Source organism: Streptomyces sp. ML-6 (assembly GCF_030116705.1).
Lineage (GTDB): Bacteria > Actinomycetota > Actinomycetes > Streptomycetales > Streptomycetaceae > Streptomyces.
Genome location: NZ_JAOTIK010000001.1, coordinates 4033945 through 4050964 on the forward strand (window position 1 = coordinate 4033945; position 17020 = coordinate 4050964).

Annotated in this window: 16 protein-coding genes; 12 read left to right on the forward strand and 4 right to left on the reverse strand. The window is 69.7% G+C overall.

Going from position 1 to position 17020, the window contains the following annotated elements; all coding sequences use genetic code 11:
* The first annotated feature begins 249 nt into the window (after positions 1–249).
* The 5 genes from OCT49_RS17820 (at position 250) to OCT49_RS17840 (ending at position 5416) form a co-directional block, all read left to right on the forward strand.
* Entirely contained in the window at positions 250–1713 is a 1464-nt protein-coding gene (locus OCT49_RS17820) for an asparagine synthase-related protein (RefSeq protein ID WP_283852873.1), read from the forward strand.
* Positions 1710–2450 (forward strand): class I SAM-dependent methyltransferase, encoded by a 741-nt coding sequence (locus OCT49_RS17825; protein WP_283852874.1) that lies wholly within the window; start codon positions 1710–1712, stop codon positions 2448–2450. The genes OCT49_RS17820 and OCT49_RS17825 overlap by 4 nt, the downstream gene beginning before the upstream one ends.
* 547 nt (positions 2451–2997) lie before the next feature.
* A complete protein-coding gene (locus OCT49_RS17830; protein WP_283852875.1) occupies positions 2998–3150 on the forward strand; it encodes a hypothetical protein in 153 nt (50 codons plus the stop codon).
* 65 nt (positions 3151–3215) lie between these two features.
* Positions 3216–4700 (forward strand): hypothetical protein, encoded by a 1485-nt coding sequence (locus OCT49_RS17835; protein WP_283852876.1) that lies wholly within the window; start codon positions 3216–3218, stop codon positions 4698–4700.
* A gap of 320 nt (positions 4701–5020) precedes the next feature.
* Entirely contained in the window at positions 5021–5416 is a 396-nt protein-coding gene (locus OCT49_RS17840; RefSeq protein WP_283852877.1) for a DUF6578 domain-containing protein, read from the forward strand.
* Here the strand turns inward: OCT49_RS17840 and OCT49_RS17845 are convergent.
* A complete protein-coding gene (locus tag OCT49_RS17845; protein ID WP_283852878.1) occupies positions 5377–5592 on the reverse strand; it encodes a hypothetical protein in 216 nt (71 codons plus the stop codon). The two genes, OCT49_RS17840 and OCT49_RS17845, sit on opposite strands and share 40 nt — an antisense overlap.
* A 35-nt stretch (positions 5593–5627) precedes the next feature.
* Between OCT49_RS17845 and OCT49_RS17850 the strand changes: the two genes are divergently transcribed.
* From OCT49_RS17850 to OCT49_RS17875, 6 genes are all read left to right on the forward strand, one after another.
* A complete protein-coding gene (locus OCT49_RS17850) occupies positions 5628–6713 on the forward strand; it encodes a PLP-dependent cysteine synthase family protein (RefSeq protein WP_283852879.1) in 1086 nt (361 codons plus the stop codon).
* A gap of 110 nt (positions 6714–6823) precedes the next feature.
* Positions 6824–7705, forward strand: coding sequence for a DUF2797 domain-containing protein (locus OCT49_RS17855; RefSeq protein ID WP_283855836.1), 882 nt, complete (start codon positions 6824–6826; stop codon positions 7703–7705).
* A gap of 114 nt (positions 7706–7819) precedes the next feature.
* Entirely contained in the window at positions 7820–8707 is an 888-nt protein-coding gene (locus tag OCT49_RS17860; protein ID WP_283852880.1) for an amidohydrolase family protein, read from the forward strand.
* Between the two features lie 150 nt (positions 8708–8857).
* Positions 8858–9622: a response regulator transcription factor gene (locus tag OCT49_RS17865; protein ID WP_502963478.1), complete on the forward strand. Its 765-nt coding sequence runs from the start codon at positions 8858–8860 to the stop codon at positions 9620–9622.
* 150 nt (positions 9623–9772) lie between these two features.
* On the forward strand, positions 9773–11296 hold the full coding sequence (locus tag OCT49_RS17870; protein WP_283852881.1) for an MFS transporter: 1524 nt from the start codon (positions 9773–9775) through the stop codon (positions 11294–11296).
* A 116-nt stretch (positions 11297–11412) separates the two neighbouring features.
* Positions 11413–12171 carry a TetR/AcrR family transcriptional regulator gene (locus tag OCT49_RS17875; RefSeq protein WP_283852882.1) on the forward strand — a complete coding sequence of 253 codons (759 nt, stop codon included), beginning with the start codon at positions 11413–11415 and terminating at the stop codon, positions 12169–12171.
* A 40-nt stretch (positions 12172–12211) separates the two neighbouring features.
* Here OCT49_RS17875 and OCT49_RS17880 read toward each other — a convergent pair whose 3' ends face one another.
* The 3 genes from OCT49_RS17880 to OCT49_RS17890 all read right to left on the reverse strand — a co-directional run bounded on the left by OCT49_RS17880 (position 12212) and on the right by OCT49_RS17890 (position 16354).
* Positions 12212–13027, reverse strand: a complete 816-nt coding sequence (locus tag OCT49_RS17880) for a YceI family protein (RefSeq protein WP_283852883.1) — start codon at positions 13025–13027, stop codon at positions 12212–12214.
* A gap of 205 nt (positions 13028–13232) precedes the next feature.
* A complete protein-coding gene (locus OCT49_RS17885; protein WP_502963479.1) occupies positions 13233–15719 on the reverse strand; it encodes an MFS transporter in 2487 nt (828 codons plus the stop codon).
* A gap of 104 nt (positions 15720–15823) precedes the next feature.
* Entirely contained in the window at positions 15824–16354 is a 531-nt protein-coding gene (locus OCT49_RS17890) for a MarR family winged helix-turn-helix transcriptional regulator (RefSeq protein ID WP_283852885.1), read from the reverse strand.
* A 411-nt stretch (positions 16355–16765) separates the two neighbouring features.
* Here OCT49_RS17890 and OCT49_RS17895 point away from each other — a divergent pair, with 411 nt between their 5' ends.
* Positions 16766–16975 carry a hypothetical protein gene (locus tag OCT49_RS17895; RefSeq protein WP_093545629.1) on the forward strand — a complete coding sequence of 70 codons (210 nt, stop codon included), beginning with the start codon at positions 16766–16768 and terminating at the stop codon, positions 16973–16975.
* The last annotated feature ends 45 nt before the right edge of the window (positions 16976–17020 follow it).

The window sequence follows — 17020 nt, forward strand, 5'->3', positions numbered from 1 at the left end:
CGCAGCATCAGCCGCGGAGTCCGTTTCAACCGTAAGAGGAGAACGCGATGAACGTGGACGAGCTGTTCACCGGCGACCTGATCACCGGCGTCCCGGCCGTCGAGGCCACGCTGCTTGACAAGATGCCCGGCGGTGGCGACAACAACGGCGACCACTGCTCCAAGTGATCCAGGGCTGACACCAGGCGGGGCGGGGTCGTTCGCGGCCCCGCCCCGCCGCATGACTTCGGAAAGGGACGACATGCTGTCGATGCGTCTGCGCCTGGTCGATCTCCATGAGCCCCGATGGAGGCCGGAAGGAGGTCGCTGGGTCAACGGAGAAAGCTGGATCGAGCCCGCGAACGTGTCCACGCTGGTCATGGAGGTGCGCGACGATCAGGCGCCATGTGTGCGGATGAGGGTGAAGGAGTGCAAGCGGGGCGACGCTGACTTCGTCGAGGTCGTCATGACGGCCGGGGAAGCCCGCCTCACGGCGGGTGTTTTCGGCACGGCCCCGCTGTACCTGCTGGAGAAGGCCGGCGAGTTGCACGCGTCATGGGACGTGGCAGCACTGGCGCCGCATCTGTCGACTGACCGCCTGGTGCCGCGTGTCGTGGCGCGGACGCTGACCAGGCAGCATCGCTACACGTCCGAGACGTTGTTCAAGGGTGTCTACCGTCTCACTGAACGGGCGTCGGCCACGTTCACCGCTGCCGGACTCGGCATCCACTACCCGGAGCCCGCCGAACACGTCCTGGAGCCGCGCACGCTGCGGCCCGGTGTCGATCCACTCGCCATGTTCGACGAGTTGCTGACCGACGTGATCCGCGAAGTGCCGAGCGCTACGGGGTGTGTGGGCGTCGAGCTGTCGGGCGGCGCGGACTCCGGGAACGTCGCCCTGGCCGTGAAGGCAGCGCGCTTTGCGCAGGTGCACAGCTTCGGCTTACTGGTCGGGGGAAGCACCGGCAGGCAGCAGCGCGAGCGCCGCCAGGCGTACGCGGATCACTGCGGCTTCCGAGACGTGGCCATTCCCGCCGTGCGGCACCCGCCGTTCTGCCCCGGTGGCGTGCGCGCTGTGCGCCGACCGCATGATCCGGCGGGGGCATTCTACCAGGAAGCCTTCGACATCGTACGCGAGCAGGCAGCCGCCCGACGGTGCGACGTCATGTTCACCGGCAGTGGAGGGGACGAGGTGAACGCCCACCACTCCAGGACGGATGCGGAACTACCGCCCCCGGAAACCGTTCCGTGGCTCGGGCCGAAGGCGGTCCGGGCACTGGCCGAGGTGAACCAGCACCTGGCGCCCATCTCCGTCCTGCCGGTGCCGACCCTGATGGCGTTCGGGATGCACAACCCCGGCTTTCTGCGGGCCGGCGTCTGGCCGATGAGCCCGCTCGTACACCCGCGGATCGTCCGGTTCATGGAGCAGCTACCGCACGAGTACAAGCGAGGCAAGGCGCTGTTCCGTGCGCGGATCAGGCGGGCGGGACTGCCGGAGTCGGTGGCGGCGCCGGCCGAACCGGAGAACTTCCTGGCCGTCCTGGAGAAGGGGCTGCGCTCCTACGGCTTGCCAGTGCTGGACGACATGCTGAAGGAGTCCGTCCTGGTCGATCTCGGCTACGTTGACGGCAAGGCACTCGCTCAGGCCAGCAAGGACGCCGACGCCGCCCCGACCGTCCCCGATCTGCTGTGCGATGTCCTCGCCCTTGAGGTCGGACTGCGGAGCCTCATGTGACCAGCCACGACACGGAAGCGGAACCAGTGGAAGCGACGAACCTCCTCTACCGGGACCCGGCCCTGTACGACGTGATCCAGTCCGACAGCACCGGCGCCGGGATGTGTCAGACCCTGATCGAGACGCACCGGCCGGACGCCCGGACGCTGGTCGACTTCGGTTGTGGCACGGGCAGGGACCTGGAGATCCTGGCCAAGCGCTTCGAGTGCATCGGCCTCGACCTCCAGCCCGGCATGGTCGACTACGCCCGCCAGGCCCGCCCGGAGCTGGACATCCGCATCGGAGACATGCGCACCGCGCGACTCCGGCGGTGCATGGACGCGGTGACCTGCATGGGCAACAGCCTCGCCTACGTCCACGACAACAACGAAATCACCCAGGTCTTCGCCACGTTCGCGGCCCACGCCCAGAGGGGCAGCCTGCTCATCCTGTGCTCTCCCGTCGCTCCCATCACGGGGACCGACCCCATGACCGCCACGGTCGACACCCCGAGCGGCCCGGCGACTGTCACGATCCGCCACGAATGGGACCTGAGGACGCAGATCAACACCATGCACCGGCACTGGGTACTCCCCTCAGGGGACGAGGCCCAGGACGAGATCCGCAGACGTGTCCTCTTCCCGCGCGAGCTCGAACAGTACGCGGGACGCGTCGGCTTCGAAATCCTGGACATGATCGACGGTTCCGGAGGCAGGCTCACGGGGCCGACCGCGTACACGGTGGCCAGGTACACCTGACTTGATCAACAGGCGGCGAGAAGCGGGCTCCAGCCGCAACAAGCGCGGCAGACCTCAACCTGCCACCTCCGTCAGGGCGCTTGGGGCGAGTGTCCGGCCTTCGTCAGGACCAGCGCTGCAAGGGCACGTCACCATGGAACGGGATCCGCACGGGGTGTCCCGGGGCTGGCCGCGCAGCGACTCAATATCGGGCACGTCTTCGACGCTCGGGCTGACGCGCCATCGCTCGCATCGAGGACGGGTAACTTCGCTGGCGGCGGCATGGGTTCGGCTTGAAGTGATTGGCGAATCTGTTGATGACGCAGTGGTCTCGACCGTACACTCATGACTTGGCGGACTTGATCCGCCCGCATCCTGTATCTGTCGTTCTGTCATCAGTCGTCCTGCATTTTTCGACTCGCATTCGCCATCTCGCCAGCTACACATCTCGTCATCGTTATTCTCACGTCGAGTCATCGATAATCCGACATCGAGCCTCCAGCGTCATGCGTCTTGCTCATCTCCGCATCTCACTCCCAACAGGTTTCAAAAAGAGAGTGAGTCAAAAGTGCTCAAGCAGACGATTGCTGTCGTTCTGGCAGTGTCTATGGGGGTTTTCGCCTTCTCTTACTCGATTGAGGCGGGAATCGGTTATGTCGGTGCTCTGGTCCTGGAGGCGTGCAAGGAGATTGCGCGCTCCAAGGAGGACAGCGAGCATTGAGCCTAGAGTAGGGGTCCGCGGTATTCCGATGGACCCCTACTCTCGTCGATCTCCGGGGGTTTGAATTGTCGGGCTACATCGTTGACATCACTCGCGCCTATCAAGGGAGCGAGGTGGGGATCGTTGCTGAGGTGGCGAGGAGACATGACGCCGAGAAGGTCCAACTCCTGATTATCGGGAGGGAAGACCAGCGCGATTCCTTGGCGGATAATTTCTCTGCCGCTCGGACGATCTTCCTGCCCGGCTACCCTTCCGATGTTCAAGTAGTAGATACAATTTCTGAGAATGTCGCGACCGTGGCGGAAGGCGCGGATGGGACTCTACCCACTATTCTTTCGTTTCACCGTGCCGTGCTGGTGAAGTCTGGAACTCTGGGTCGAATCTCGCACCTATTTAATACGCGGCCGTTGCGAGATTATCTTCCCGATAGGGAGATTGTGCACGAAAGCGGCTGGCCTGAGCAGTTGATGCCTCTGGATTCGGCTCTTGCGGCGCTGCAGGAGGCTCTACGTAAAGCCGGGGCGACTGGGCCGGAACGGTCGCTCCCGAAGACCGAAATTCGCTCCCGTCTTGTGAGGGTAGATGAGCGTTTTGATAAGGACGCTAACTATCTCGCTCGGACCCCGCGGCTCGTTTCCATTCTTCTCCGTGAGGCCCGGAATCGTGGGATGGTCCGCCAGTACGGGATGGAACCCGAAGTAAGGGTGTTCCTGTCGGCCAGCCCTTCCGCACCCTCGGGTGCGGTGGCGATTGGTCAAGTCGCTCCGGAATCAGTCTCCTCACGCCCCGTGTTGGCCGACGGGGTGCTACCAGCAACTCCGTCACCATCCCAGGTCTACGGTAGGCAGAGCATCGCCCCTATTTCGTCTCAGGTCACACCTTCCGAGCATTCGGCGATCGGCAGCGGTGAACCGGTGAGCCGGTCCTACAGTTTCGTGGACATGCTGAGGTCCAAGGAACTTGGACCGTACCCGGAAGTGCGGCACCTGCTGTATTCAGAGATCGCTCGTGTCTTGGAGAGTGAGCAGGAGGTGTCTAGCATCCGGGATCTGGCGCGTATGGCTGTTACGGCAACTCGCGAGGAGGCGCCTCCCGAATTCCCTCGACCTCGCAAGGAAGCCGGACTGGCCAAAGAGAAATACGACTGGCGAGGGCTCGAGAAGTTCGCTATCCGGATCATGGTCAGAGGGGGGTTGGCTCTCGGACCCGACGGCACGCCACTTGCAGCCACCACTTCTGTCTGGGAGGCGAGGCGAGCCCCAGTTCTGCGTGAACTTCCGCAGGCCCTATCTGTGCGGTTGGATGCGGAGATCATCATGGAGATCGTGGAGCATTTCCAAGACGTGACGCCTGAAGATATTGACCATCTGGCCGGTGCCCTACTTGCTAACCGGGACGAGTCGGCGAGAGACCACATCGACGAAGCGATCTTTCACCTGCAAGACACGGGCCGGGTCGTTGGCAACAGTGCTGACGGTACGCCAGATGTCCTGCTTCCCGTGCCGCAGCCTGAACCATTCGTTCATGCAGTGGAGAGCCCTACCGAGTAGGTGCAGGTCGCATCTGAGGGCTTTGCCCATGGCCTCATCGCACCACACTGCCGCCGGACTGACGGCAACCTTGACGGCAACGACGGCACACGGAGACGGAGTGTTGCCATCGTCAGCGATCACTTCGAAGCGGTGCTGAGTCCCCGTGCAGCACACTGCCCGATCCTACGGATCAGAAGGTTGCAGGTTCGAATCCTGCCGAGTGCACAGCAGGCCAGAGGCCCCGGAGAAATCCGGGGCCTCTTGCGTTGTCCGGGTATCTGGGCCCACTGCGGCGAAATTACAGCGCGGGCGCAGGGCGATCAACGGACAATGGCCGCATGACGTTGACGATTTGGGTCGATGACTGGCAGATCCAGTGCTGCGGCGAGCGCTTCGCGCCGGGGGACGTCGTCTCGTGGACGCTGCTGGAAGTCGATCCGGAGGAGTACGCCGATGTCGTCGGCAGCGAGCGTGCGGCCGGGATCGACTTCCGCGAGGAGCACCACGGCCAGGGGGAGGAGACCGCGCCCACCTCGGTGGAGGTGGTGTCGATCGACGAGGTGCACTGCCGTTACGGGGTGCCCCCGGGTGCCACGGACCGGGTGAACTATCCCGTTCCGGGCACGACCGTGCTGGTTCCGGTCGAAGAGGCGGACGGACGGGCGAAGGCCAGGCCGAAGCTCCGCTTCGAGGGTTACCTGGTGACCGCCCGGCGTGCCCCGGACGTGGCGTAGGGCGCGGCTGCGGCTGCGGTGCTCGCGGCCGATGGAGGGGTGGCGGCGGGACGGGCCTTCCGGGTTTCCTCGGCTTCGTCGGCTTCGTCGGCTTCGTCGGCTTCGTCGGCTTCGTCGGCCTCGTCGGCCTCGTCGCCCTCCCGGGCCTCCCGCGTCGGCCGTACGGTGATGGGCACGTCGACGGTACCGATGGTATTGGGGGAGGGCGGTCATGGGCGTGGAGCATCCGCACGGGTGGGCGGTCGAGGCGATCCGGCGGGTACGGGGCGACGGTCCTCCGGCACCGACGCCGCTGCGTCGGCTTCGACTGCCGGGTCCTGCCTTCCAGGACGTCGAGGTCTACGCCAAGGACGAGTCGGCGCATCCCACCGGCAGCATGAAGTACCGGTTGGTGCGGGCCATGTTCTGCCAGGCGATCGCGAGCGGAACCCTCACGGCGGACACGCCCGTGATCGCCGCGACGAGCGGGGCGGTCGCTGTCGCCGGAGCCCGTTTCGCGAGGCTCCTGGGGCTGGAGTTCACGACGGTCGTGCCCGGGCGGACCCCCGCGCGGGCCCTCGCCGGGATCGAACGGGAGGGCGGGCGGTGGCGGGCGGGCGAACTGCCTCCGGCCGCGGTGCAGGAGGAGGCGCGCGCGTTGGCCGGGCGGTGCGGCGGCTGGTTCCTGGACCACTTCACCGACGCGGAGCCGGCGACGGCCGGATCGGGTGAGCCGACGGTCGCCGACGAGATCTTCGAGCAGATGGGGGGCGAACCGCACCCCGTTCCCGCGTGGGTCGTCGTCGGTGCCGGGACGGGGACGACGTCGGCGACGATCGGACGCCATCTGCGGCGGCACGGACACGGGTCACGGCTCGCGGTGGTGGACCCGGAGAACTCGGCCTACTTCCCGGCGTGGGCGAGCGGGTGCGGGGACTACGCCACGGGGATGCCCTCGCGCATACCGGGCATCGGCCGCCCGCGGACCGAGCCCGGTTTCCTGCCGACGGTGATGGACCTGGTCATCCCGGTACCGGACGCGGCATCCATCGCCGCCACCCGGTGGCTCCGCGCCGTCACCGGGATCGAGGCGGGGCCCGCCACCGGCACCAGCCTCTGGGGGATCTGCCATCTGACGGCCCGTATGCGGGAGGAGGGGGTGCGGGGCAGTCTGGTCACCGTCATCGGGGACACCGCCGAGCCGTACCGGGAGACGTGTCTCGACCCGGACTGGGCGCAGGCGCAGGGGCTCGACTGCGCGCCCCACGAGGCCGGTCTCCAGGAGTTCGCCCGCACCGGGCGGTGGCCGGGGGTGTGAGGTCGCCGGCCGGGCGAGCGGTCCGGGCCGGGAGGCGTGGTCCTCCATCCGGTGGGGTTCTTCTGGGAACCTTGGGGTTCTTTTCAGCGGTCCTGCGCGGGGGTTCGTACATGGGGTGGCAGTGCACCGGGATGCGGTGGCCCGAGCCGCAGGGGGTGCCCGTGCTGGAGTGGCGGCGGGGCGGGGTGGTGCGGACGAGTGCGTTGGCGTACGGGACGGAGCTGGGGTTCCGGGCCGGGGGCGAGCGGCACTGCGTCGGGGCGCGCGGGAACGTGTGCCCGGTGGGGGCCGTGGTGTCGGGGCGGAGCACGGGGGCGCGGTGCCCGGAGTGTGCGCGGCTGGACCGGGCGCACTCGGTGGCCGCCGACACGATCGCCGACGACCCGAGGACGTACCGGGTGTATCTGGCCTGGTTCGGGCCCGGCATGGTGAAGGTCGGGATCACGGCCGAGGCGAGGGGAGCGGCCCGGCTGCGGGAGCAGGGGGCCGTGGTGTTCAGCTGGCTGGGACGCGGGCCGTTGATGGCGTGCCGCCGTACGGAGGAGGTGCTGCGGGCGGCCCTCGGGGTGCCGGACCGGATTCCGTACGCGAGGAAGAGGGCGGTGCGGGGGGTTCTGCCGGGGGCGGCGGAGCGCGGTGCGGAGGTCGCCGGGCTGTACGGGCGGGCCGTGGCGCTGGAGGGGGCGGGGTGGCCGGAGTCGCTGGAGCGGTTGCCGTTCGAGGCGGTCGACCACGCCGGACTGTTCGGGCTCGACGACGGGGTGGAGGTGGCGTGGGCGGTCTCCGAGTTGGTGGACGGCGGCGAGGTCGCGGGGCGGCTGGTGGCGGCGGCCGGGCCCGATCTGCATCTGGAGACGGCGAGGGACGGGGCCGTGGTGCTGGACACCCGGTTGATGACGGGGTGGGAGCTGGGGGCCGCCGGGGCGGGGAGCGGGGTGCGGGTTCCGTTGACCGACATCGGGGGCGGCGGGGTGCAGGGCGGGCTGTTCTGAGCAGGAGGGGCGGACGGGGCGGGCGGGGGTGGTGGGGCGGTGAGCGGGGGCTCTGGGATCGTCGGTCCGGAGGACGGTGGTCCGTCCGACGGCGAGGCGGGAGAGGGGTACGGGATGAGCGGTACGAGTGGTGACGTCGAGGACGTCGTGCGGTTCCGGGAGCGGCTCGGGCTGCCCGGACTCATCGACGTCCACACGCACTTCATGCCCGAGCGGGTGCTCCGCAAGGTCTGGGCGTACTTCGACTCGGCGGGGCCGCTGACCGGGATGGAGTGGCCGATCGCCTACCGGCACGACGAGGACGAACGGCTCGCGCTGCTGCGCTCGTTCGGCGTCCGCCGGTTCACCTCCATGCTGTACCCGCACAAGGCCGGCATGGCGGCCTGGCTGAACGGCTGGGCGGCCGACTTCGCGCGCCGGGTGCCGGACTGCCTGCACACCGCGACCTTCTTCCCGGAGGAGGGCGTGGAGCGGTACGTGCGCGAGGCCGTGGAGGCGGGGGCGCGGGTCTTCAAGTCACACGTCCAGGTCGGCGCGTACGACGCCAACGACCCGCTGCTGGAACCGGTCTGGGGGCTGCTCGCGGAGGCCGGCGTACCGGTGGTCATGCACTGCGGCTCGGGCCCGGCGCCCGGAAAGCACACGGGCCCCGAACCGGTCGGCCGGCTGCTCGCCCGGCATCCGCGGCTGCCGCTGATCGTGGCCCACATGGGCATGCCGGAGTACCCGGACTTCCTGGACCTCGCGGAGCGGTATCCGCGAGTGCGGCTCGACACGACGATGGCGTTCACGGACTTCACGGAGGGCCTCACCCCGTTCCCGGTGGCCGAGCGGGGGCGGCTCGCGGCGCTCGGCGACCGGATCCTGCTGGGCACGGACTTCCCGAACATCCCGTACCCGTACGCGCATCAGCTGCACGCCCTGGAACGGCTGGGGCTGGGGGACGACTGGCTGCGGGCGGTCTGCCACGGCAACGCGAGCGCGCTGTTCGCCGTGGACTGAGGTGCCGGGGCGGCCCATCTCTCGGGTTTTCTCAGGTAATTCACAGAAACGGGAAAGACCCCTCTCAGAGGAGCCTCACAGGGTTGGGGCATGACGACGACCTCGCCCCGGACCACGCCTTCGCCCCGGACCACGAAGACCTCGCCTCGGATGACGACGACGATGACCTCGCCTCGGACCACGACGACCTCGCCCCAAGGGCGTACCGAACCGCTGAGGACGGATCACGGCCCCGTCCGCGTACTGGTGGTGGACGACGAGGCACCGCTCGCCGAGCTGCTGTCCATGGCCCTGCGCTACGAGGGCTGGGAGGTGCGCAGCGCCGGGGACGGTGCCGGGGCCGTCCGGATGGCGCGCGACTTCCGGCCGGACGTGGTGGTCCTCGGCGTGATGCTGCCCGACACGGACGGGTTCGCCGTGCTCGGCGGGCTGCGCCGGGAACTCGCCGAGGTACCGGTGCTGTTCCTGACCGCGCGCGACGCGGTGGAGGACCGGATCGCCGGTCTCACGGCGGGCGGCGACGACTACGTCACCAAGCCGTTCGGCCTGGAGGAGGTCGTGGCGCGGCTGCGCGGGCTGATCCGGCGCTCCGGCACGGCGACCGCGCGCAGCGGTTCGACCCTCACCGTCGGCGACCTGGTGCTCGACGAGGACAGCCACGAGGTGAGCCGGGGCGGCACTTCCATCCACCTCACCGCCACCGAGTTCGAGCTGCTGCGCTTCCTGATGCGCAACCCGAAGCGGGTGCTGAGCAAGGCGCAGATCCTCGACCGGGTGTGGAACTACGACTTCGGCGGCCAGGCGAACGTCGTCGAGCTGTACATCTCGTACCTGCGCAAGAAGATCCACGCCGGGCGGTCGCCGATGATCCACACCCGGCGGGGGGCGGGGTACCTCATCAAGCCCGGTGAGTGAACCCGGTGAGTGACGGGGCGTCGGCTGCGGGGCGTACGGGGTGTGCGGGATGAGCGCGGTGCCGCGAGCTCCTGTGTCATACACCGTACAAGAACTCTTGTACGGTGTATGACATCACCTCTTGTACGCCGTACGGGAAAGTAGGAACGCATGACGGCGACCACCGCAGAGCAGAGCCCTCCTGCACCGCCGCGACATCCACAACGCTGGCTGATCCTCGGCGTCATCTGTCTCGCCCAGCTCACCGTGCTGCTGGACAACACCGTTCTCAACGTCGCGATCCCCTCCCTCACCCGGGAGCTGAACGCGTCCACCGCCGATGTGCAGTGGATGATCAACGCCTACTCGCTCGTCCAGTCGGGCCTGCTGCTCACGGCCGGCAGCTCCGCCGACCGCTACGGCCGCAAGAAGATGCTCCTCACGGGGCTCGTCCTGTTCGGCATCGGTTCACTGGCGGCCGGGTTCTCCCAGTCGTCCGGGCAGCTGATCGCGGCCCGCGCCGGCATGGGCGTGGGCGGCGCGCTGCTGATGACCACCACCCTGGCCGTCGTCGTCCAGATCTTCGACGACAGCGAGCGGGTCAAGGCGATCGGCATCTGGTCGACCGTCAGCTCGCTCGGCTTCGCCGTCGGGCCGCTGGTCGGCGGGGTGATGCTCGACCACTTCTGGTGGGGCGCGATCTTCCTGATCAACCTTCCGGTCGTGGTCCTCGCCCTGGTCGCCGTCGCGCGGCTGGTCCCGGAGACCAGGAACCTCGGCGGCGAGCGGCCCGACCTGCTCGGCGCGCTGCTCTCCACCATCGGCATGGCGGCCACCGTGTACGCGATCATCTCCGGCCCGGAGCACGGCTGGGCGTCGGGCCGGGTGCTGCTGACCGCCGCCGTCGGCCTGGTCTTCGTCGCCGCCTTCGTGCTGTGGGAGCTGCACATCCCGTACCCGATGCTGGACATGCACTTCTTCCGCAACGAGAAGTTCGTCGGGGCGGTCGCGGGCACGATCCTCGTCGCCTTCGGGATGGGCGGCTCGCTCTTCCTGCTCACCCAGCAGCTCCAGTTCGTCCTCGGCCACGGGCCGCTGGAGGCCGGTCTGCGCACCGCCCCGATGGCGCTGAGCGTCATCGCCCTCAACCTCACCGGCCTGGGCGCCCGGGTGGTGCCCAGGCTGGGCACGCCGGCCACGATCGCGGCCGGGATGAGCCTGCTGGCCGCGGGCCTGGCCGCCGTCGCGCTGCTCGGCGGCAACGGCTACAGCGGCATGCTGCTCGGCCTGGTCGTGATGGGGGCGGGCATCGCGCTCGCCGGGCCCGCCATGGCCAACGCGATCATGAGCGCCATTCCGCCGGAGAAGGCGGGCGTGGGCGCCGGGGTCAACGGCACGCTCGCCGAATTCGGCAACGGCCTGGGCGTGGCCGTGCTCGGCGCGGTCCTCAACTCCCGGTTCGGGGCCCTCGTCCCGGCCGCCGTCGGGGCCGCTTCGCTGCCCGCCGCGCTCGCCTCGGCCGACGACGACGCCGAACGGGCGCGGATCACGGACGCCTTCGCCTCGGGGCTGGAGACCAGCCAGCTCGTCGGGGCGGCCGCGGTGCTGACCGGCGGCCTGCTCGCCGCGCTGCTCCTGCGCCGTGCGGAGCGGGCGGAAGCCGCTCGGGACGCCCCGGCCGGGGCTGCGGCATAGCATCGTGCCGGGGCGGGCGGGTCCTGCCGCAGATCCGCCGCGTGCGTCCGCGCCCGCGGCGGAACCGTTCCGGAGGAAGGGTTCCGTCCCCCGGGCAAGACAATGGAGAGTACGTCATGGCGTCCGCGACCGATCGTGTGAAGAACCCTGCCAGGCCCAGTGTGTGGCTGGACCGGTCGACGCCGTCACGCACCCGCAAGGCGGCTCAGCAGCCCGGCCTCGACCGGGACAGGATCACCGCGGCCTCGGTCCGGCTGCTGGACGCCGAGGGCCTCGCCAAGTTCTCCATGCGCCGGCTCGCCGCCGAGCTGAACGTCACGGCGATGTCCCTCTACTGGTACGTGGACAACAAGGACGACCTGCTGGAACTGGCCCTCGACGCGGCCTTCGGCGAACTGCCGCCCCCGCCCGAGGACGCGCCCTGGCAGGAGCGGCTGCGCGCACTGGCGACCGAGTACCGCAACCTGCTGGTCCGGCACGTCTGGGTGTCCACGCTCGCCGGGCACTACCTCAACATCGGCCCGCAGGCGCTGCTGATGTCGCACTCCGTCCAGGACGTGATCCGGGCGACGGGCCTGCCGCCGGAACGCCGCCCCGGCGCGCTCGCCGCGGTCTTCCAGTTCGTGTACGGATTCGGCACCATCGAGGGCCACTTCGCCCAGCGCAGCGCGGCCGCGGGCATGACCCAGGAGGAGTACTACCGGTACGCGCTGGGGACCGTCCGGGACCAGCCCCGGGTGAGCCAGATCATGGAGTCCGCACAGGAGCTGATGGAGGCGGGGGGCGGCAACACGGTCGAGGAGATACGCGACCGCGACTTCGCCGTCGCCCTGGACCTGCTCATCGCGGGCATCGAGGCGCTGCGGGACCGGTAGCGGGGGCCGGGTGCAGGGCCCCCTCCGGCCCGCACCCGGATCACGACGGCAGGGAGTCGCCCTGCACCGCCTGGATGTCGAGGTCCACCCGCAGCGTCGTGCCGATCGCCGAGATGCCCGCCCGCACCACCTGGTTGTAGTTCATCGCGAAGTCCTCGCGGTGCAGCTCCGCCGTGGCGTTGAAGGCCGCGCGCACCCCGCCCCACGGGTCCGGGCCGGTGCCCAGGTAGCTCAGGTGCAGGTCCACCGGGCGCACCACGCCGTGCAGCGACAGTTCGCCGTGGACCAGCCAGCGGTCGGGACCGACCGGGGACAGCCCGTTCGAGCGGTACGTGATCTCCGGGAACTGCTCCACGTCCAGGAAGTCCGGCGAGCGCAGGTGCTTGTCCCGCATGCCGTTGCCGGTGTCGATGCTGGCCGCCCCGATCACGGCCTCCACCCGGGACTGCTCGACGTCCTTCGAGATCTCGATCCGGCCGCTGAACTCCGTGAACCGGCCGCGCACGCTGGAGATCCCCAGGTGCTGCGCCGACGCGCCCACCGAGGAGTGCGCCGGGTCCAGCGACCAGGTGCCCGGCGGCGGCAGCTCCACGCCGCCCTGGCGGGCCAGCACCACCGTGCCGGCCTCGACCCGGCCGCTCGCCGTGACGAGGGCGGTGGAGGCGGCGGGGGCGTACCCGATCGCCGTGACGATCACCGTGTACGCACCGGCCTGGAAGGGGGTGTCGGTCCGTACCGCCCCGTCCTCGTCGGCCGCGGCCCGCAGCACCTGCGCGCCGGTCATGTCGGTGACCGTCACGATCGCGTGCTGGATCGCCCAGCCGTCCCGCGTCCGTACCTGTGCGCGAAGTCCCATCCGTTCTCTCCCTGCTCTTCCTGCTCGCCTTGCTGCCGGTCCTGCTCGTTCTGCCGGTTCTGCTCGTCCTGCTCGGTGGCCCCATGCGTCGGGCCCCGGGGCGACGGCGACAGGCCGTCCCCTGCCTGCCGTCCCCGCCACCGGGGCCCTTTTCCACCCGCGGGTGCGGCGCCTCCGCTCGAAGCGCCGACCCGCGGGAGGTCCGTTACTCGCCGGGGTGGGCGAGTTCGATGTCGTGGCCGTCGACCCCGCGACCGGCCACGGTCAGCGCGCCGGCCACCGGCGGGTAGCCGGTCGCGATGACCGAGTACTCGCCCGCGTCCAGGTCGGCGAAGGCGTACGCCCCGTCCTCCCCGGTCGTCGCGGTGGCGACCACATTGCCTGCCGCGTCCACCAATGTCACCCGTGCGTCCGCCAGCGGTCGCCGGGCGGAACCGGCCCGCACGACGCCCCGCACCAGGGCACCGGCCTGCAGCGCGGCCTCGATCCGGGTGACGCCCTGGCCGCCGATCTCCACCGGCAGGGCCAGCGGACGGAACCCGGCGGCGTTCACCGCGACGGTCACCGGACCGGGCACCAGCTCCCCGAAGACGAACTCGCCCGTCTCGCCGGACGCGCCGGTGGCCAGGACGTCGCCGCGCACATCGGTCACGACGACCATGGCGCCCCGGACCGGCTCGGCGGTCTCCGCGGTCCGCACGGTCCCGGTCAGCCCGCTCGTGCCGGAGAGCAGGATGTCGAACGCGACCGGCTCGTCGCCGACGACCACGGTGGACGCCTGCGGCTGGAAGCCGTCGGCGGACGCGATCAGGACGAAGCTGCCGGAGCCCGGCGCGTCCAGCTCGTAACCGCCGTCGGACCGGGCGACGGAGCGTCCCAGCTGCCGGCCGGCCAGCGAGATCAGCGTGACGGCGGCGCCTGCCAGGGGCGCGCCCTCGGAGCCGCGGACCACACCGCGCACGGCCGTGCCGTGCAGGGTGTCGACCGGGGCCTCCAGGGTGTCGACCGGGGCGTTCCCGGCCGATTCGACGGCGAGGGCTGTTGATTCGGCGGCGACGGCTGCCGGTGCGACGGCGGTGGCGGTCCGGGTCTCCCCGGCGGCGGCCGGGGCCGCGACGGCGACGGGGACCGTGTCCGTGACGGCGGCCTCGACGGCGGTGGCCTCGCCGGACGCGGCGGGGGTTTCGCTCACCGTGCTCGACTTCAGCGCGACCTCCTTGATGAAGATCGTGATCAGGAAGGCCACCAGCGCGGCCGGAGCGGCGTACAGGAAGACGTCGGCGACCCCGTGCCCGTAGGCGCTCTCCACGACCGTGCGGAACGGCTCGGGCAGCTTGTCCAGGTCGGGGATGCCCCCGCCGCCGGTACCGCCGTGGCCCATGCCCGCGCCCTGGGGACCGAGCTCCGCCAGGCCGTCCTTGACGTAGTGGGTGACGCGGTTGGCCATGACGGCGCCCAGCGCCGAGACCCCGATCGCACCGCCGAGGGAACGGAAGAAGGTGACGACGGAGCTGGCGGCCCCGAGGTCGGACGGGTCGACCTGGTTCTGCGTGGCGAGCACCAGGTTCTGCATCATCATGCCGATGCCGAGCCCCATCACGGCCATGTAGACCGCGATGTGCCAGTACTCCGTGTCGTACCGGATCGTGCCCAGCAGCCCGAGCCCGGCGGTGACCAGGAAGCCGCCGCTGACCAGCCAGGCCTTCCAGCGGCCGGTCTTGGTGATGATCTGGCCCGAGACGGTCGAGGAGATGAACAGGCCCGCGATCATCGGGATCGTCAGGACGCCGGACATCGTCGGCGACTCGCCGCGTGCCAGCTGGAAGTACTGGCTGAAGAAGACGGTGCCGGCGAACATCGCGATGCCGACGAACAGCGAGGCCAGCGAGGCCAGCGTGATGGTGCGGTTGCGGAAGAGGCGCAGCGGGATGATCGGCTCGCTGGCCCGGGTCTCGACGGCGACGAAGACCGCGCCGAGGAGGACGGAACCGAGGACCATCACGGCGGTCTGCCAGGACAGCCAGTCGTACTTGTCACCCGCGAAGGTCACCCAGACGAGCAGCAGCGACACGGCGGCGCTGATGAAGAACGCGCCCCACCAGTCGACCTTGACCTCACGCTTCACGACCGGGAGCTTCAACGTCTTCTGGAGCACGATCAGCGCGATGACGGCGAACGGCACGCCGACGTAGAAGCACCAGCGCCAGCCCATCCAGCTGGTGTCGGTGATGACCCCGCCGAGCAGCGGGCCACCGACGGTGGCGACGGCGAACACCGCACCGATGTAACCGCTGTAGCGACCGCGCTCGCGCGGGGCGATCATCGCCGCCATCACGATCTGTGCCAGGGCGGAGAGACCGCCGACGCCGATGCCCTGGATCACGCGGCAGGCGATCAGCATGCCGCTGCTGGTCGACAGACCGGCCACGACCGAGCCCGCGACGTAGATGACGAGGGATATCTGGACCAGCAGCTTCTTGCTGAACAGGTCGGCGAGCTTGCCCCACAGGGGGGTGGTGGCGGTCATCGCCAGCAGTGAGGCCGTGACGACCCAGGTGTAGGCGCTCTGGCCGCCACCGAGGTCGGAGATGATCTCCGGAAGGGCGTTGGAGACGACCGTCGACGACAGGATCGCGACGAACATGCCGAGCATCAGCCCGGCCAGGGCCTCCATGATCTGCCGGTGTGACATCGGCGCGCCGGACGAGGGGTCGGGTGACCCCCCGTGCTTGGCGTGGCCGCCCCGCACACCGGTGGGTGTGGTCGTAGCCATTGAGTTCCTTGTCTTTGCTTCTGTTACACGGGTGTACGGGTGTGCAGGTCGTTGTCGCTGTCGGCCGGCCGGGAACGGCAGTCGTCGCCGTGCTTCCCGGCCTTTCCGGGGCCGCACCCGCCGGGGCCGCGGCAGGCGAAGCTGTCGCGCAACCGGGTCAACAGCGTGTTGAGCTGTCCGACCTCGTCGTCGGACCAGTCGGAGAGGCTGTGGGCGAACATCTCGGTGGTCCGCCGGGTCAGTTCGCCGAGGAGATCGAGCCCGTCGGGGGTCAGCCGCAGGATGCGGGACCGCTTGTCCGCCGGGTCGGGGGACCGCTCGATCCAGCCACGCTCGGCCACATGGGCGACATGGCGGCTGGTCACCGACATGTCGACGTCCAACAGCTCGGCCAGTCGGCTGATCCGCATCTCGCCGTGCTTCCGGAGAAGGGACAGCACGACGGCGGAACCGGACGGGCAGTCGGCGGGCAGGCTGCGGGCGAGGCCCCGCTTGACGGCCCCGATGGCACTGAGCTGCCGGGCCAGTTCTTCGTACTGACTCCGTGCGGCCACGGGACCCCCAGACATCTCATCAGTTCATGTTGTTGCTTAGGGCAACCATATAAGCCGTTGGTTGCTACAGGCAAACGAAAGGGGGCTTGCAGAAGTAAAGGAACGCCCAAGGCTCCGTAGGGCACGAGTCAAAGGCGCAGCGTGTGGAAGGTGCACCGGGGCGGGTGTGTCTCGCGCCACAGATGGGACCCGGGGCGGGTATGTCTCGTGCTGCAGGCGGGACCGGGGGTGGGTGTGTCTCGTGCCGCAGATGGGGCGCGGGGCGGTCTCGGGGAGCGAGCGGCGGAGGGCGGGCCGTGGAGGCTTCCGTACCGGTTTCCGGGGGTTCCGCTCCGGCCGCCGGGCCCGGCTACGGCCCTTCGCCGACCCGGGGTTGGGCGGGTTGTGCCGAGTTCGCTAGGGTCCTGGCCCATGGCACACAACCCCCACGCCCCGCAGGGCCCCGAGGGCAACCACGACCCGGCCGGCAGCACCCAGATGTTCCGCGCCTTCGTCGACGAGGGCGAGCCGCAGCGCCGGCAGCAGCCGGCCGCGTCGTCCGGACCGAAGGCCGGGGTGATCGCCGCCGTCGTCGCGGTGGTCGTCGTCCTCGGCGCGGTCGCCTGGCTCGCGCTCGGCTGACCGGAGCCGGACCGTCCCACCGGCCGCCGCCGCGCGGCCACTGCC

What these genes read in the sequence shown, in the direction of transcription:
- OCT49_RS17820 (WP_283852873.1), top strand. Translation starts at nt 250, where the DNA reads ATGCGTCTGCGCCTGGTCGATCTCCATGAGCCCCGATGGAGGCCGGAA.
- OCT49_RS17840 (WP_283852877.1), top strand. Translation starts at nt 5,021, where the DNA reads ATGACGTTGACGATTTGGGTCGATGACTGGCAGATCCAGTGCTGCGGC.
- OCT49_RS17850 (WP_283852879.1), top strand. Translation starts at nt 5,628, where the DNA reads ATGGGCGTGGAGCATCCGCACGGGTGGGCGGTCGAGGCGATCCGGCGG.
- OCT49_RS17855 (WP_283855836.1), top strand. Translation starts at nt 6,824, where the DNA reads ATGGGGTGGCAGTGCACCGGGATGCGGTGGCCCGAGCCGCAGGGGGTG.
- OCT49_RS17860 (WP_283852880.1), top strand. Translation starts at nt 7,820, where the DNA reads ATGAGCGGTACGAGTGGTGACGTCGAGGACGTCGTGCGGTTCCGGGAG.
- OCT49_RS17865 (WP_502963478.1), top strand. Translation starts at nt 8,858, where the DNA reads ATGACGACGACGATGACCTCGCCTCGGACCACGACGACCTCGCCCCAA.
- OCT49_RS17870 (WP_283852881.1), top strand. Translation starts at nt 9,773, where the DNA reads ATGACGGCGACCACCGCAGAGCAGAGCCCTCCTGCACCGCCGCGACAT.
- OCT49_RS17875 (WP_283852882.1), top strand. Translation starts at nt 11,413, where the DNA reads ATGGCGTCCGCGACCGATCGTGTGAAGAACCCTGCCAGGCCCAGTGTG.
- OCT49_RS17880 (WP_283852883.1), bottom strand. Translation starts at nt 13,027, where the DNA reads ATGGGACTTCGCGCACAGGTACGGACGCGGGACGGCTGGGCGATCCAG.
- OCT49_RS17885 (WP_502963479.1), bottom strand. Translation starts at nt 15,719, where the DNA reads ATGTCACACCGGCAGATCATGGAGGCCCTGGCCGGGCTGATGCTCGGC.
- OCT49_RS17895 (WP_093545629.1), top strand. Translation starts at nt 16,766, where the DNA reads ATGGCACACAACCCCCACGCCCCGCAGGGCCCCGAGGGCAACCACGAC.